This is a genomic window from Amycolatopsis sp. CA-230715 (assembly GCF_018736145.1).
Taxonomy (GTDB): Bacteria; Actinomycetota; Actinomycetes; order Mycobacteriales; family Pseudonocardiaceae; genus Amycolatopsis.
The window spans coordinates 3016716-3032401 of the sequence record NZ_CP059997.1; the positions used below are offsets into that span (position 1 = coordinate 3016716).

Genomic DNA, 15686 nt, shown 5'->3' on the forward strand with positions numbered 1-15686 from the left:
GCCCCCAGTCGTTCCCGGCGGGAGGCCGAACGCCCCCTGCCGCTACAACGTCTCTGCCGGAGTGGGCGAAAGCGTTCGCGGAACGACGAAGGCCCGCCGCTCGCGAGAACGAGCGACGGGCCTCGGCTTCGGACCGGTTACTTCTGGTAGGTGAGCCCGAATCCGTACGGGAACAGCGGTTTCTTGCCGTCGCCCGCGTTGACCGGCTCCTGCGTCGCGGTGGCGGGCCAGCTCACGGCCAGCTTGCCGGTCGGCTTGTAGTCGCCGAAGAGGACGTCGGCGACCCCTTCACCCGCGGTCCCCGGCAGCCACGACGCGACGAACGCGTTGAGGCCGGGGAGCTGCTTCGACACGTCGAGCGGACGGCCCGACACCAGCACCGCGACGGTCGGCACCCCGGTCGCCTTCACCTTCGCCAGTGTCGCGAGATCCTCGGGGTCGAGGTTCAGCCCGTCGGGACGGTCGCCCTTGCCTTCCGCGTACGGCGTTTCGCCGATCACGACCACGGCGGTTTTGTAGCTCTTGTCGATCCCGTCGGCCTCGCGGTCGTAGGCGACCTTCGTCGACTTGCCCGCCGCCGCCTTGATGCCGTCGAGGATCGTGCTGCCCGGGATCGCCGGGCCGCTCTGCCCCTGCCACGAAATCGTCCAGCCGCCCGCCTGGTTGCCGATGTCGTTGGCGTTCTTGCCCGCCACGAAGATCCGGTTGCCGTTCTTCTTCAACGGCAGCGCGCCGTCGTTCTTCAGCAGCACCTGCGATTCGCGGACGGCTTGGCGCGCGAGCGCGCGGTGCTCCTTGCTGCCGACGGTCTGCAGGTACGAGCGGTCCGCCAGCGGGCGCTCGAACAGGCCCAGCTCGAACTTCTTGGTGAGAATGCGGCGGTTCGCGTCGTCGATGCGGGACATCGGGATGCGCCCCGCCTGGTATTCGGACTTCAGGTAGCCGATGAACTTCTCGTAGTCCGACGGCACCATGAACATGTCGATACCCGCGTTGACGGCCTGGGTCACCTCGGCCGGGGTGAACCCGGGCTGGCCGTCGATCTGGTCGATGCCGTTCCAGTCCGACACCACGAAACCGGTGAAGCCCAGTTCGTGCTTCAGCAGCTCGGTGATCAGGTACTTGTTGCCGTGGTCCTTGACCCCGTTCCAGCTGTTGAAGCTGACCATGAACGAGCCGACGCCGCGCTTGATCGCCTCCTTGAACGGCGGCAGGTGTGTCGCGCGCAACTCCTTCTCGCTGATCTCGGTGTTGCCCTGGTCGACGCCACCGGTGGTGCCGCCGTCGCCGATGAAGTGCTTCGCGGTGGCGAGCACCGAGGCGGGCCCGTTGAGCGATTCGCCCTGGAGGCCGTTGATCACGGTCGCGTTGCCGACCGCGTTCTCCGGCTTTTCGCCGAAGGACTCGTAGGACCGGCCCCACCGTTCGTCCCGCACCACGCACAGGCATGGCGCGAAGTCCCAGTCGACGCCGGTCGCGGACACCTCTTCCGCGGTGGCGCGGCCGATCTTCTGCACCAGCGCCGGGTCGTGCGCCGCGCCGAGGCCCACGTTGTGCGGGAAGACCGTCGAGCCGTACACGTTGTTGTTGCCGTGCACCGCGTCCACGCCGTAGATCGTCGGGATGCCGAGCGGGGTGTCGACCGCGGCGCGCTGGTACGCGTCGTAGGTGTCGGCCCAGGACTCCGCCGTGTTCGGCGTCGGCGAGGAGCCGCCGCCGGACAGGATCGAGCCGAGCCGGAGCTTCGCCGCCGAAGCCGGGGTGGTCGCGTTGCGCTCGGCCTGGAGCATCTGGGCGATCTTGTCGTCAAGGCTCATCCGGCGCATCAGGTCGTCGACGCGCTGGAAAACCGGTTTCGACGCGTCCTCGTAGAGCGGCGGCTTCACCGCGGGCGCGGCAGCGGCACCGTGGACCCCGGCGGGGGCCAGCGCGGTGCCCGCGGCGAGCACGCTCGCGAGCACCAGGGTGGGCGTCCTCGGGCTTCTTCGGACGCGGAGGCGGAACGGCATGGGCTCCTCCGGAATCGCTCGGAAGGGATCAATCGATATGTTGCGAGCCACAACAAACTAGCCCCGCGATCGAGTGCCCCAGGTCACAATTCGGCAACACCCGTGACGGTCGCACGCGAGTTCCGTTCCGGTCAACGGCCGCTTTCGCGTTCCGCACCACCACTGGAATGATCGGCGCACGAAGTGGCGAGGGGATCCGATGGACGCACCGGGGACGGTCGAGAGCACGCTTTCCGGGCTGTTCGCCAAGATCCTCGGTCGTGTCCGCGTGGCCGTCGTCGTGGTGAGCGGCCTGCTCGGCGTGGTCTCGGCGACGCCGGAGCGGGTTCCGGCGACCATCGCCGCCGTCGTGATCGCCATCGCGTGGAGCCTCGTGGCGGCCGCGCTCGCCCATCGCCGCCCGCGCTGGCTGTTCGGCGCCGACCTCGCCGTCACCGGGCTGCTCGCGCTGAGCCAGCCGTGGACGGTGCCCGCCGACGCGCCGCACGGCAGCACCTGGGTGTGCATCCTGGTGTCCGTCATCGTGGTCACCCTGCAGCCGTCGAGCGGGCCGAAGCTCGGCGCGGTGGCCGCACTCGTCCTGGTCGGTGCCGACGTGCTCGGCGCCGTCGCCACGGCGCCCGAGCGCTGGGGCGCGATCCTGCCGATCGGCGGCTGGATACTGGTCGAAGCCGCGTTGTCGGCGATGATTTCGTGGCTGCTGTGGACGAAGAGCCGCGCGGTCGACGCCGTGCTGACGAGGACCGGCGCGGCCAGGGAAGCCGCCGATGTCGCGAAAGCGCGCCGTGCCGCCGAAGCGGAGCACCTTTCGTCGTTGCACGACACCGCGTGCGCCACGCTGATGATGGTCGCCACCGCCGGGCCGGAGGAGGTCGGCGGGCTGCGCGTGCAGGCGAGGCGCGACCTGAAACGCTTGCGCGATGGTGTGGCGGGCCCGGCGACGGTCGATCTCGTCGCCAAGCTGGCCGACGAGATCGCGCTCCTCCCCCTGCGCGTCGACGTGACCATGCCGTCGTCGCTGCCGCTCCCGTCGGCCGCGGCGAGCGCGGTGCTGTCGGCCGCGGTGGAGTCGTTGCGCAACGTCGTGCGCCACGCCGGGACGGCCGCCGCGGAACTCTCGGTGGTGCAGGCGGACGGCAGTGTCGTCGTCGAAATCCGGGACCGCGGCACTGGGTTCGACCCGGCCGCGATACCGGAGCACCGCAGGGGAATCCGGCACTCCGTCCAACGCCGGATGACGCGCGCTGGCGGCTCCGCCGAGGTGCGCTCGGCGCCGGGCGAGGGCACCTCGGTGCTGCTCAGGTGGCCCGATGACTGACCGGACGATGAGCGAGGCAGGCGACGGGCTGGCTGGCGAAATGCGGCTGGCGAGCGTGCTCATGCTCTGCGCTGTCCACTTCGGACTCGCGCTGCCGGTGCTGCTGTCGCAGACGAGCGCGGTGCCGAACCCGTGGCCGGACTTCACCGCGTACGCGCTGCTCACCGTCGTGCTGGCGCTGTTCGTGCCCGCGACCGTGCGAGGCGTGCCCCAGCCGGGTCCGGTCGTCCTCGCCGGTGTCGTCGGCGCCCTCGCCGTCTCCGTTTCGATCGGAATCCATTACGGACCGGGGTCCCCGGTGTCCGGCCCCGAAGCATGGCCGTTCCAGGAAACCGGCTGGTTCGGCGTGGTCGCGCTGCTGAGCAAGCCACCGTCGTGGCTGGCGGCGTTCCTGTGCGGGCACGCCGCGGTCACGGTCGCCACGATGGACTTCTTCGGCGAAACGAGCGGGCGCGCGCTAGCGCAGGCGTTGATCAGTCCTACTTGGACATACGCGTTGCAGATCACGGTGGCCTCGGCGGTCACCTTGCTGCGGATGTGCGAGCGGCAGGGTCACGCGACCACGGCGGAGCGGGCGAAGGTGCGGGCCGAGGAAACCGCGGCCGAACTGGTGCACACGGACCGGCAACGGCGGTTCGAAGAGCTGCAGGCGAGCCTCATCCCGTTGCTGACCGGCATCGCCGACGGTTCGGCGGACCCGGCCTCGCCCGAGGTGCGGCGGCTCGCCGCGGTGGAGGTGGCGCGGATGCGGCGGCTGTTCGCGGAAAGCGAGCACACCGAGGACCAGCTCATCCACGAACTGCGCGCGTGCATCGACGTCGCCGAACGCAACGGCGTCGTGGTGGCGCTCGCGGTGCGGGGCAAGGCGGCGGCACTGCCGATCGAGGTGCGGCGCGCGCTCACGGACCCGGCGCTGACCGCGCTCGCCGCCGCCCGTTCCGCGGCGCGCACCACCGTGCTGCGGCTGGGCGACGAGGTCAGGGTCAGCGTCGTCGCCGACGATCCCGCGGTCAAGGTGCCCACCTCGGCGCACCGGAACGTCGAAGTCCGCACCGTCACCAGCCCGACCACGGTATGGGTCGACGCCACGTACAAACCCACGTGGCCCTGATCTCGTTGCGCCGCACCGAATTCTCGTGCCCCGAAGGTGGCTTGGGTTCATCTACCGCCCTGAAAGCCACCTTCGGGGACGGGTAAGGGCCGCACGAACCGAGAATTGTCGGTGCGCCACGGTAACGTTGAAATCAGGGGCTCCCCTGGGCGTACGAACGGTCCGTTCGTACGGAACCCGGGTGCGGGGGCTACAGATCGTCGAGGGAGACCAGGCCGTCTTGGATGGCGCGCGCCACGAGGTTGGCCTTGGTGGCGGCGGGGCGGCCGACGTTGGCGTACTTGATCCGCACCCGGTCGAGGTAGGAGTTGACCGTCCGCACGGAGAGCCCGAGCTTTTCGGCGACCATGCTCTTCGACTCGGACTGGAACCATTCGATCAGCACGTCGAGTTCGCGGGGCGCGAGCGCGGGGCGGGTGGAGGCGTTGTCGGCGCCGAACGCGCCGGCGAGCGCGGGCGGGGTGTAGGGGCGGCCGTTCGCGGCGGCGTGGGTCGCGGCGACGAGGTGCTTCTCGCCTTCGGCCTTGGTCAGGAAGGTCGCGGCACCGATGTCGAGACAGGTCAGCGCCGCTTCGGAATCCTCGCGCATGGTGTAGACGATCACCTGGCGCTGCGCTTCGACGAGCTGCTTGAGGTCGTGGTAAGCGGGCGGGCCGGAGGAGAGCTGGAGGTCGAGCACCACCACGTCGGCGGAAGCGCCGGGGCCGACGACGGCGACACCGAGGTCAGGGCCACCCGCGACGACCTCGATCGGCGGTTCCGCGGTGCGGTACCAGGCGCGGATGCCCGCGATCACGACGGGATGGTCGTCAATGACCGCGACGGTGATCGTTTCCGCTGCCACTTTTCCGTGTCCTCGTCCGACGAACTCACCAGCAACCGCCTGCTCCGGGCAGCCTACCCGCGGCCGGTACGCTCGCCGCCGTGCGCTTCGTACTCGCTTCCGCTTCTCCCGCCAGGCTCGCCGTGCTGCGCGCGGCCGGAATCGACCCGAGCGTCGTGGTGTCCGGCGTCGACGAAGACGCCGTCGCGGCGGAGCTCCGGGACCCGTCGCACGAAGACGTCGTCGTGGCGCTGGCCGGGGCGAAGGCGCACGCGGTCGCGGGCACGCTGCCGGATTCCGGGTCGAGCGTGGTCGTGGGCTGCGATTCGATGCTGTCGATCGGCGGCGAGCTGATGGGCAAGCCGGGCACGCCGGAGGTCGCGCGGGAGCGCTGGGCGGCGATGGCCGGGAAGACGGGCGAGCTCCTGACCGGGCACGCCGTGCTGCGCGTGGAGCACGGCGCGGTCATCGCGGAGGCGAGCGGCACCCGCACCACCGTGGTCCGGTTCGGCGAGCCGGACGAAGCCGAACTCGACGCCTACCTCGCCACCGGCGAACCCCTCGCCGTGGCGGGCGCCTTCACCCTCGACGGGCTGGGCGGCTGGTTCGTCGAAGGCATCGACGGGGACCCGTCGAGCGTGATCGGCATCAGCCTCCCGCTCACCAGGGAACTGCTGCGCCGGGTCGAGGTGCCGGTGACCGACCTGTGGACGCACCCCGGTTCCTGAACTTATCTCGCATTTTGGGACAGGTCCCACACGAACGGGTGATGCGGAAGAGTCCGCGCTGACCGATTGTTATCCGCATTCGGTAGTTGACGACACTTTCACGCATCGGGGAGAGCCCGTGTCTTTCATCCGGACCTACACCAAGCCGCGGGTGTTCGCGGCCGCGGTGATCGGCGCCCTGGTCGTGGGCGTTCTGCTGGGCATCCTGGCCAGGACGACCGAGACGACCTGGTTGTCCGACACGCTCGACACGATCGGCTCGACGTTCACCAGGCTGCTGCAGATCGCGGTCATCCCGCTGGTGTTCACCGCGATCGTGGTGGGCATCAACAGCCTCCGGAAGCTCGGCGGCGGGCGCACCGCGGCCAGGCTCGGCGGGAAGACCGTGCTGTGGTTCGGGATCACCTCGCTGATCGCGGTCGCGATCGGGCTCGTCGTGGGCACGATCTTCAACCCGGGCAGCGGCGGGCTCGGCGCCGGAATCGCGGCGACCGCGAAGAACACCGCCAAAGCCGCGAAGAGCGTCGACAGCTGGGGTTCGTGGAAGGCGTTCATCAACGGCCTGCTCCCGGAGAACTTCTTCTCGGCCTTCTCCGAGGGCGCCACGCTGCAGGTGCTGTTCCTGGCGCTGGTGCTCGGCTCCGCCGCGTACGCCCTCGGTGACAAGGCGAAGCCGTTCGTCGACCTGACGACGAGTGTGTTCGAGATCGTGCAGCGCTACCTCGGCTGGATCGTGCGGCTCGCGCCGATCGGGATCCTCGGCCTGATCGGCGCCGCGGTCGCGAACTACGGTGACGCGCTGTTCCGCCCGCTGCTGTCGACCACGGTCGCGGTCTACGTCGGCTGCCTGCTGGTGCTGTTCGTGGTGTACCCGATCCTCCTGAGGTTCGTGGCGAAGGTCAGCCCGGTCAAGTTCTTCTCGAAGTCGTGGACGGCCATCCAGTTCGCGTTCGCCTCGCAGTCGTCCTCGGCGACCCTGCCGCTGACCAGGCAGTCCGCGGTCAACCTCGGCGTCGACCCCGGGTACGCCGCGTTCGCGACGCCGCTGGCCAGCGCGACCAAGATGGACGGCTGCGCGGCCGTGTTCCCCGCCATCGCCACGATCTTCATCGCGAACATTTCGGGTGTCACGCTGAACTTCTGGCAGTACGTCGGGATCGTGTTCGTGGCGGTGCTCGGCGCGCTGGCCACGGCGGGCACCACCGGCTGGCTGACCGCGCTGACGCTGACCACGTCGTTCATCGGGCTGAACCCGCAGCAGGTGGCGCTGGGCATCGCGTTGATCTACTCGGTCAACCCGATCATGGACATGATGCGGACCGCGACGAACGTGGCGGGCCAGATCGTGGTGCCGACCGTCGTCGCGCGCGGCGAAGGCCTGCTCGACGACGGGGTGCTGAACACCCCGACCCCGCCGCCCCTGCTCAACGACGCGGGCACCCACCCGAAACCCGCCGCCGTCCCCGCCTGATCCGGCACCCCGGGTCGCCCGCCCCAACGACATTTAGCCCGCTAAACGCACTCGGCGCCTGCCCCGGCCAGCTCGCCCGCCGCAACGTTTAGCCCGCTAACTGCGCCCGGCGCCCCCCACTTTGCGCGCCTACGGGAGGCCCACTCGCCCGCCTACCTGCCGAGTGACGGCAGGGCGCCCCGACGACGCAACGGGAACGCGTGTGCTGAATTCGCGCCCTGGCGGCGCGAATTCAGCACACGCGATAAATTACGGACATTCCGCACGGAGTTGGGCACGGGTGGGGGCGACGTCCGGCCAGCCGGGGAGGCTGCTCGCGGTCCGGTACGTCGGGGTGCAGCCGAGCAAGCTCCCGGTCAGGTTGTACACCTGGGCGTAGACGGCGGCCGACCGGCAGGCCGTCGGGGAGTTGCAGGGCGCCTTCTTGGCGACGATCAAGTCGGGCGCGTCGCTGCTGACGACGCTGTGCAGGGTGATCGCGCCCGCGTCGGAGGAGTAGGTCGTCGCCTCGGCGGGCCGCCAGCTGTCGCCCCGGTTTATGACGACCTGGCCGATGAGCCCGTCCCGGCTGGGGCCGCGGACGAGGCAGGCCGAGACCGTCGCCGTCACGCACGAAAGCGACGTGTTGTTCAGCCGCGCGCCGAGGCTCGTCGTGGAGGTCTCGACGACGATGGGTGATCCGGGGCCGCCGACGCGCAGCTTCCCGTTGTCGCCCGCGCTGTCGGCGAGCAGGTCGACGGTCTTGCCGTCGACCGGTTGCGACGCGACGACCTGGCAGGCGCCCGTGCCGCACTGGGTTACACCGTTCGGCGCGGCGGCCGCGGGCTCGCCCGTGGTCGGCGCCGCCTCCGTCTGGTGCCGGAGCACGGCGACCCCGATCAGGGCCGCGGCCGTCACCAGCGCGGCGAGCGCGGCGGTGACCATGATCGATCTCGGTGCGCCGCCCGTAGCCAAACTCGCCTCCTCCTGCGGAGTTGTCCCTGGCCCAGAGCCTATGCGTTCGGCGAGCCCCGCGCGGGGAAGCGGCCTACCGCGGGTGGGTCCGGCGCCACGGCCAAACCCACACGAGCGAACGCGGAGTAGCGCTGCGTGCACGTCTATGTTGGGGCCGTGACGAACCCCACTCTTCCCCCAGTCCTCTACGTACCGACTTCCCGGCCGGGCCCCGGCGGTGAGGAGGCCCACGTCGAACTGCGCCGGACGGGCGACGGCCGGACTGTCCTGATGGCCTATTCCGCGCTGGACCGGCTGGTCTCCTGCTGCGGCGAGGGTCAGGCGTGGGTGCTCATCGGCACCGAGCACCTGCCGAAGATCCACGAGCGGCTGCCCTACGACGTGATCTTCCTGGACACCGACATCCCCGAAGACCTCCGGCACCCCGTATAGCCGCACCCCTCAATCGCCGTGCGGTGAGACGCCTCTCACCGCGCAAGGCGGGTTGTGTCCGTAAACTGCGGCGAGGCCGACGCGCTGGGGTGCGCGCCGACGCCAGAGGCTTACGACACAGGAGGTAAGGGGCGTGCCCGAACAGGCCAGTGCGAGCCAGGGAGGACCGGTCACCAAGGTCCTCGTCGCGAACCGCGGTGAGATCGCGGTGCGCGTGATCAGAGCGGCCAAGGACGCGGGCATCGCCAGCGTCGCGGTGTACGCCGATCCCGACCGGGACGCCCCGCACGTCCGCCTCGCCGACGAGGCGTTCGCGCTCGGCGGCACCACGGCCGCCGAGAGCTACCTGGTGTTCGACAAGCTCCTCGACGTGGCGAAGCGCTCGGGCGCCGACTCCGTGCACCCCGGATACGGCTTCCTGTCCGAGAACTCCGACTTCGCGCAGGCCGTTCTCGACGCGGGCCTGACCTGGATCGGGCCGAGCCCGTCGGCGATCAGGGACCTCGGCGACAAGGTCACCGCGCGCCACATCGCGCTGCGCGCGGGCGCCCCGCTGGTGCCCGGCACGAAGGAACCGGTGCAGGGCGCCGAGGAAATCGTCGCGTTCGCCGAGGAGCACGGTCTCCCGGTCGCGATCAAGGCCGCGTTCGGCGGCGGCGGGCGCGGGCTGAAGGTCGCCCGCACGATCGAAGAGATCCCGGAGCTGTTCGAATCCGCGACGCGGGAAGCCGTCGCCGCCTTCGGCCGCGGTGAGTGCTTCGTCGAGCGCTACCTCGACAAGCCGCGGCACGTCGAAGCGCAGGTTCTCGCGGACCAGCACGGCAACGCGATCGTCGTCGGCACGCGTGACTGCTCGCTGCAGCGCCGCCACCAGAAGCTGGTCGAGGAGGCCCCCGCGCCGTTCCTGACCGACGAACAGCGCGCCACCATCCACGCGTCGGCGAAGGCGATCTGCAAGGAAGCCGGCTACTCCGGTGCGGGCACCGTCGAATACCTGGTCGGCACAGACGGCACCATCTCGTTCCTCGAAGTCAACACGCGGCTGCAGGTCGAGCACCCGGTGTCCGAGGAGACCACGGGCATCGACCTGGTCCGCGAAATGTTCCGGATCGCGCGCGGCGAGCCGCTGCGGTTCAAAGAGGACCCGGAACCGCGCGGGCATTCGATCGAATTCCGCATCAACGGCGAGGACGCGGGCCGTGGCTTCCTGCCCGCGCCGGGCACGGTGACCTCGTTCGTCGCGCCGAGCGGCCCCGGCGTGCGGGTCGACTCCGGCGTCGAGTCCGGCAGCGTGATCGGGGGCCAGTTCGACTCGATGCTGGCCAAGCTGATCGTCACCGGCTCCGACCGGGACAACGCGATCGAACGCAGCCGCCGCGCGCTCGACGAGATGGTCGCCGACGGGCTCGCCACGGTGCTGCCGTTCCACCGCGTGATCGTGCGCGACGACGCGTTCATCGGTGACGGCAAGTCGTTCTCGGTGCACACCCGCTGGATCGAGACGGAGTTCGACAACCAGATCGAGCCGTACACCGCCGAACCCGCCGAAGCGGAAGAGGAAGAGCCGCGGCAGAACGTGGTCGTCGAGGTCGGCGGGCGCAGGCTCGAGGTGTCCCTCCCCGGCGGGCTCGCGCTCGGGGGCGGCGGCGCGGCGCCCGCGGCGAAGGCCAAGCCGCGCAAGCGGGCAGGCGGGGCGAAGACCGCGGTCAGCGGTGACACGGTGACCGCGCCGATGCAGGGCACCATCGTCAAGGTCGCGGTGGAAGAGGGCCAGCAGGTCGAGGCGGGCGCGCTGATCGTGGTGCTCGAGGCGATGAAGATGGAAAACCCGGTCACCGCACACAAAGCGGGCACCGTCACCGGGCTTTCGGTCGAGGTCGGCAGCGCGGTGACGCAGGGCTCAGCGCTGCTCGAGATCAAGGATTGACACGAACAGCACGAATGTCACGGGTACCCGGTGTCGTTCGGACCTACTATTGAGGGGTGAACGAGGTCCCCTCCGAGCAGCTCCGGGTCAGCGACACCGACCGTGAGTCCGCCCTGCAGGCGCTGGGCGAGCACATGAGCGTCGGCAGGCTGACGCTGGACGAGTACGGCGACCGGTCGGCGAAGGTCACCGCGAGCAAGACGCGCGGCGACCTCGCCGAGGTCTTCGCCGACCTTCCCGCGCCCCATCCGGCGTTCGACGGGGCGAAGCCGCCGCCCGCGCCGCAGCAGGCCGCCGCCGAGCCGGTGCCCGCGAAACCGAGCGGGCCGGTCGAGTGGTCGGACCGCCCACTGGTGCAGCGCGTCACCGCGGCCGCGGTGCCGATCACCGTGGTGCTGGCGATCGTCCTGATCATCGCGACCGGCTGGTGGTGGGGATTCCTGCTCCCGGCCGCGCTCACCGCGGTCGGCGGCGGCCTGTGGGGCCAGGAATGGCGCGACCGCGGCCAAGACCGGCACCGCGAACAGCACGAATGGAAGCGGGAAATGCGCGGCGCGATGCACGACGCCCGGCGCGAAATGCGGAGCGCGCACCGCGAGATGCGGCACCACCATCGCGACTGGCGCCGCGATTTCAGGGGCTGACCGGTGCCGGGTGACGCGTCGCGCATGAGGCTGTCCGACGCCGAGCGCGAAGAGGCGATGGAGGTGCTCTCCGAGCACGTCCGGACCGGAAGGCTCGATCTGACCGAGTTCGGGGACCGGTCGGCACTGGTCACCTCCGCGAAGACCTGCCGCGATCTCGAGCCGGTGTTCGACGACCTGCCGGAGCCGCATCCCCGGGTGCTGGCCGCGGCCACCGCCGCCTCGGCGGCGCCGGCCTCCCGGCGGTTCGTGCCGGGGGTCCTTCCGATCGCGCTGGTCGCGGCCGCCGCGCTGATCTTCCTCACCAGGAACCCGTTCTTCGCCGGGATCGTCGCGCTCGGGCTGGTGGCCTACCTGACCGTGCGGGCGCGCCGGTGATCCGCCGATGCTGGGCGTAGTACCGGGCGGCACCGGAACCTTCGGCAGGGCGCACCCGAAGATCGAGCGCGTCGCCGCACCGGTGTTCACGGCCGTCGGGCTGGTGGCACTCGCCGCGACGACGCTGTGGGCCGGGTTGACCGACAATTCCCCGCCCGGCAACTGGCCGGGCACGCTCGCGCTCGCGAGCGGTACCGCGGTGTGGCTGCTGGGCACGCTGTGGGCGTTCCCGAACCGCGTGCGCCATCCCGTGCTGGTGGGCGTGTTCTTCGTCGGATTGCTGGGTTTCGGCGCCGCGCTGATGATCCGCGACGACGTCTACAACGCGTTCCTCTCGGTCGGGTACCCGTTCGCGTTCGCGCTGTTCACCGCGCGGGTGAGCGTGTTCGCGGTCGCGTTGACCGCGGTCACGCCGTTGCTGACGCGCGCGGGGCTCGGCACGATGGCGGACTCCCCGCTGTGGGTGGTCCTGGTGTCGGTGGTGGGCCCGCTGCTCTACGCCGCGTACTGGGTCGGACGGGAGAACGACCAGCGCCGCAAGGCGAACGACCAACTCGCCGAGAGCAACCGCAAGCTGGAGCAGGCGCTCGAAGAAAACGCCGAACTGCAGGCCAAGTTGCTGGCAGGCGCCCGCGAGGCCGGTGTCCTCGACGAACGGCAGCGGATGGCGCGCGAAATCCACGACACCCTCGCCCAGGGCCTCACCGGGATCATCACGCAGCTGCACGCCGCGGACCGGGCGCGCGACGATCCCGAGCGCTGGCAACGCCACCTGGACCAGGTGCACGCGCTGGCGAAGGAGAGCCTGACCGAGGCGCGCCGGTCGGTGCGCGCGATGCGCCCGGAACCCCTTGCCGCAGCACGGCTTCCCGACGCGATCGCCGATCTGGCGCGGCGGTGGTCCGAGTCCTCCGGGGTGCCCGTCGCGGTCGAAACGACCGGCGAACCGCGCTCGCTGCTGCCGGAACTGGAGATCGCCGTGTACCGGGTGGCGCAGGAAGCGCTCACGAACATCGAAAAGCACGCTGGGGCAACGAAAACCGGCGTCACTCTGTCCTATTTGGACGACGTGGTGCTGCTGGACGTGCGCGACGACGGCACCGGGTTCACCCCCGGCGAATGCGGGCCCGCGCGCGACGGCAGCGGTTTCGGGCTCGAAGGCATGCGCCAGCGCGTCGCGCGCGTGTCCGGCACTGTCGTCGTGGAAAGCTCTCCCGGCGAGGGCACCGCCGTGAGTGCCCAGATTCCCGCGATCCCGGCCGAGCGAGGAGAACCGCAGTGATCAGGCTGATCATCGCCGACGATCATCCGATCGTGCGGGACGGGCTGCGCGGCGCGTTCACCGGCGAGGACGACATCGAGGTGGTCGCCGAGGCCGCGAACGGCGCGGAAGCGCTGTCGATGACCGCCGCGTTCCGGCCCGACCTGGTGCTGATGGACCTGCGGATGCCGGTGGTCGACGGGGTGACCGCGATCAGGAAGCTCGCCGAGACCGCGCCGGGCGTGCGGGTGCTCGTGCTCACCACGTTCGACTCCGAAACCGACGTGCTGCCCGCGGTGGAGGCGGGCGCGACCGGGTACCTGCTGAAGGACGCGCCGACCGCGGAACTGCTGCGCGCGGTCAGGACGGCGGCCGCTGGCGAGTCGGTGCTGTCGCCGTCGGTGGCGGGCAAGCTGATGGGGCAGGTGCGCAAACCCGCGCAGGGCACGCTGACGAAACGCGAGCTGGAGGTCCTCAAGCTGGTGGCCGACGGCGCGAGCAACAAGGCCGCCGCCGCGAAGCTGTTCATCAGCGAAGCCAGCATCAAGACCCATCTGCTGCACATCTACGCCAAGCTCGAAGTGCGCGACCGCGCGGGCGCCGTGGGTGAGGCATATCGCCGCAAACTCCTCGGCTGAACGACTAGGGTCGGTTTCGTGGACCACGTGGAGATCAACGCGGGCGAGTTCTACTTGCGACGGTTGCGCGCGGACGACCTGATGGACGACCGGCCCGCGCTCGTCGAAGGCTTCACCGATCCGGTGTTCCGCCGGTTCGAACCCGGTCTCGCGGTCACCACCCTCGAAGACGCCGGGGCCTACATCGCCAAGCGCGACGCCGAATGGGCGGCCGACGAGCGGTGCTCGTGGGCGATCGCGGAGCCGACCACCGGCGCGCTGCTCGGCGAGGTAGGGATCAAGAAGCTCGACCTGGACGCGGGCACCGGCGAGGCGTCGATCTGGCTCCACCCCGCAGGCCGCGGCCGCGGCGCCGCCTCCGTCTCGCTCGGCGCGGCGCTGCGGTTCGTCTTCGGCGCGGTCGGCCTGACCCGAGTGGACTACGTGCACTGCGAGGCGAACTCCGCCTCCCGCGCGGTGGCCGAGCGCTGCGGGTTCACCTACGTCGAGGTGTTCGGCGAGGACCGGCCAGACCTCGGCCGCGAGGTGCGCTGGGTGCGCACGCCGTGAGCAGCTTCTTCCTGACCAGGGTGCTGGAAACCGCCGAGTCCGGCGGCGACCGGATCGCGTTCCGCGGGCACGGCGGCGAACTGTCCTATGCGGACGCTGGGCGGGTGCTCCGGCGGCTGCACGCCTCGCTGGGCATCGCACCGGGCGAGGTCGTCGCGCTCGTCGGCGGGAACCGGCCGGAGACACTGCTCGCGCAGTTCGCGATCCAGCTCTCCGGCGCGAGCGTCGTGCTCGTCGGCGCGTCGAGCAGCATTCCCGACCGGCTCGCGATGCTGGAGGGCGCCGGGGTGACCACGCTCGTGCTGGATCCGGAGCGGGAGCACGCCGCCGAACTCGCCGCCGCGGTCGGCCCCGATCGTGTGCGCGAACTCGGCTACGCGGCCGATCTCCTTGCCACCGAAGGGGAATCGCCGGTCGCACTGCCGGATTCGGTGCGCGTGATCTTCCCGTCCGGCGGGACCACCGGAGTGCCCAAGCTCATCGCGCACACCGGGATGTACGACGGGATCGCGCACATTTTCCCGTGGGAACCGGAAGCGGGCAACCGGATCCTCGTGGTCGCGCCGCTGTCCCACATGACCGGTAACGCGGGCGCGCTCGGCGGTTTCCTGCGCGGCGATCTCGTTGTGCTGCACGAAAAGTTCGACGCGGGCGCGGTGCTCGACGCGATCGCGGCCGAGCGGCTCACGCACCTTTCCCTTACCCCGCCCCGATTGTCGGCGCTGCTGGACCACCCCGACCTCGCCACGACCGACCTGAGCAGCGTCCGCTCGCTGTCGCTCGGCGCGAGCCCGCTGTCCCCGAAGCGGTTGAGCCAGGCGCTCGAAGTGTTCGGCCCCGTCGTCGGCCAAGGGTACGGGCTCACCGAAAACCCCGTGGTCGCCACGATCGCGGCCGCGGACTTCGACAGCCATCCGCACCGGCTCGCTTCGGTTGGCCGGATCGCGCCCGGAACCGAGGCGAAGATCGCCGGAGACGTCGGCGAAGTCCTCGTCAAAGGACTGGCCATGATGGACGGTTACTTCGGACAGCCGGAGCTGACCGCGGCCGCGTTCACCGAGGACGGCTGGCTGCGCACCGGCGATCTCGGCCGGTTCGACGAGGACGGCTTCCTGTACCTGCTCGACCGCACCGACGACGTGATCGTCACCGGTGAGCACGGCACCAAGGTGTACTCGACAGTGGTCGAGCACGCGCTGCTGGAGCACCCGCGCGTCGAAGAGGCCGCCGTGTTCGGTGTGGACGACGGCGAGCAGCGGGTCGTGCACGCCGTGGTGGTGGCGAGCGGGGTGACCGAAGAGGACTTGCGCGCCTTCCTGCTGGCGCACTTCGGCGCCGGGCACTTCGTCCCGAAGCGGATCGAGTTCACCGACCGGCTGCCGCTGACCGGTATCGGAAAGATCGACAAGAAAAAGTTGCTGGCGATGTCGAAGTAGCGCGGCC

The 15686-nt window shown here is 70.5% G+C and carries 15 protein-coding genes; 12 read left to right on the top strand and 3 right to left on the bottom strand.

Features of this window, described 5'->3' with window-relative positions:
- Positions 1–137: 137 nt before the first annotated feature.
- Entirely contained in the window at positions 138–2009 is a 1872-nt protein-coding gene (locus tag HUW46_RS13990) for a glycoside hydrolase family 3 protein (RefSeq protein ID WP_215547685.1), read from the bottom strand.
- A gap of 199 nt (positions 2010–2208) precedes the next feature.
- Here HUW46_RS13990 and HUW46_RS13995 point away from each other — a divergent pair, with 199 nt between their 5' ends.
- Positions 2209–3327: a sensor histidine kinase gene (locus HUW46_RS13995; protein WP_215547686.1), complete on the top strand. Its 1119-nt coding sequence runs from the start codon at positions 2209–2211 to the stop codon at positions 3325–3327.
- Positions 3320–4438, top strand: a complete 1119-nt coding sequence (locus tag HUW46_RS14000; protein ID WP_215547687.1) for a hypothetical protein — start codon at positions 3320–3322, stop codon at positions 4436–4438. The genes HUW46_RS13995 and HUW46_RS14000 overlap by 8 nt, the downstream gene beginning before the upstream one ends.
- A 190-nt stretch (positions 4439–4628) precedes the next feature.
- On the opposite strand, the gene HUW46_RS14005 is transcribed toward HUW46_RS14000, so the two are convergent.
- On the bottom strand, positions 4629–5282 hold the full coding sequence (locus tag HUW46_RS14005; RefSeq protein WP_254126161.1) for a response regulator transcription factor: 654 nt from the start codon (positions 5280–5282) through the stop codon (positions 4629–4631).
- Between the two features lie 80 nt (positions 5283–5362).
- On the opposite strand from HUW46_RS14005, the gene HUW46_RS14010 reads away from it, so the two are divergent.
- Both HUW46_RS14010 and HUW46_RS14015 read left to right on the top strand, forming a co-directional pair.
- A complete protein-coding gene (locus tag HUW46_RS14010) occupies positions 5363–5989 on the top strand; it encodes a Maf family protein (RefSeq protein ID WP_215547688.1) in 627 nt (208 codons plus the stop codon).
- A 118-nt stretch (positions 5990–6107) separates the two neighbouring features.
- Positions 6108–7460: a dicarboxylate/amino acid:cation symporter gene (locus HUW46_RS14015; protein WP_215547689.1), complete on the top strand. Its 1353-nt coding sequence runs from the start codon at positions 6108–6110 to the stop codon at positions 7458–7460.
- A 249-nt stretch (positions 7461–7709) separates the two neighbouring features.
- On the opposite strand, the gene HUW46_RS14020 is transcribed toward HUW46_RS14015, so the two are convergent.
- Positions 7710–8414, bottom strand: coding sequence for a hypothetical protein (locus HUW46_RS14020; RefSeq protein WP_215547690.1), 705 nt, complete (start codon positions 8412–8414; stop codon positions 7710–7712).
- A 156-nt stretch (positions 8415–8570) separates the two neighbouring features.
- On the opposite strand from HUW46_RS14020, the gene HUW46_RS14025 reads away from it, so the two are divergent.
- The 8 genes from HUW46_RS14025 (at position 8571) to HUW46_RS14060 (ending at position 15679) form a co-directional block, all read left to right on the top strand.
- Positions 8571–8846, top strand: a complete 276-nt coding sequence (locus tag HUW46_RS14025; RefSeq protein WP_215547691.1) for an SAV_915 family protein — start codon at positions 8571–8573, stop codon at positions 8844–8846.
- Positions 8847–8979: 133 nt separating this feature from the next.
- Positions 8980–10773: an acetyl/propionyl/methylcrotonyl-CoA carboxylase subunit alpha gene (locus tag HUW46_RS14030; protein ID WP_215547692.1), complete on the top strand. Its 1794-nt coding sequence runs from the start codon at positions 8980–8982 to the stop codon at positions 10771–10773.
- 56 nt (positions 10774–10829) lie between these two features.
- Complete coding sequence (locus HUW46_RS14035) at positions 10830–11417, top strand: DUF1707 SHOCT-like domain-containing protein (RefSeq protein ID WP_215547693.1); 588 nt, start codon at positions 10830–10832, stop codon at positions 11415–11417.
- A 24-nt stretch (positions 11418–11441) separates the two neighbouring features.
- Positions 11442–11795: a DUF1707 SHOCT-like domain-containing protein gene (locus HUW46_RS14040; RefSeq protein WP_215547694.1), complete on the top strand. Its 354-nt coding sequence runs from the start codon at positions 11442–11444 to the stop codon at positions 11793–11795.
- Between the two features lie 7 nt (positions 11796–11802).
- The gene (locus HUW46_RS14045) at positions 11803–13077 is read left to right on the top strand and encodes a sensor histidine kinase (protein ID WP_254126162.1); all 1275 of its coding nucleotides are present in this window, start codon (positions 11803–11805) and stop codon (positions 13075–13077) included.
- Complete coding sequence (locus HUW46_RS14050; protein WP_215547695.1) at positions 13074–13694, top strand: response regulator; 621 nt, start codon at positions 13074–13076, stop codon at positions 13692–13694. The genes HUW46_RS14045 and HUW46_RS14050 overlap by 4 nt, the downstream gene beginning before the upstream one ends.
- 18 nt (positions 13695–13712) lie before the next feature.
- On the top strand, positions 13713–14243 hold the full coding sequence (locus HUW46_RS14055; RefSeq protein WP_215547696.1) for a GNAT family N-acetyltransferase: 531 nt from the start codon (positions 13713–13715) through the stop codon (positions 14241–14243).
- Positions 14240–15679: a class I adenylate-forming enzyme family protein gene (locus HUW46_RS14060; protein ID WP_215547697.1), complete on the top strand. Its 1440-nt coding sequence runs from the start codon at positions 14240–14242 to the stop codon at positions 15677–15679. The genes HUW46_RS14055 and HUW46_RS14060 overlap by 4 nt, the downstream gene beginning before the upstream one ends.
- The last annotated feature ends 7 nt before the right edge of the window (positions 15680–15686 follow it).

Excerpts from the sequence above, each read along its gene's own strand:
- HUW46_RS14000 (WP_215547687.1), top strand. The coding sequence starts at position 3,320 with ATGACTGACCGGACGATGAGCGAGGCAGGCGACGGGCTGGCTGGCGAA.
- HUW46_RS14045 (WP_254126162.1), top strand. The coding sequence starts at position 11,803 with ATGCTGGGCGTAGTACCGGGCGGCACCGGAACCTTCGGCAGGGCGCAC.
- HUW46_RS13990 (WP_215547685.1), bottom strand. The coding sequence starts at position 2,009 with ATGCCGTTCCGCCTCCGCGTCCGAAGAAGCCCGAGGACGCCCACCCTG.
- HUW46_RS14040 (WP_215547694.1), top strand. The coding sequence starts at position 11,442 with ATGAGGCTGTCCGACGCCGAGCGCGAAGAGGCGATGGAGGTGCTCTCC.
- HUW46_RS13995 (WP_215547686.1), top strand. The coding sequence starts at position 2,209 with ATGGACGCACCGGGGACGGTCGAGAGCACGCTTTCCGGGCTGTTCGCC.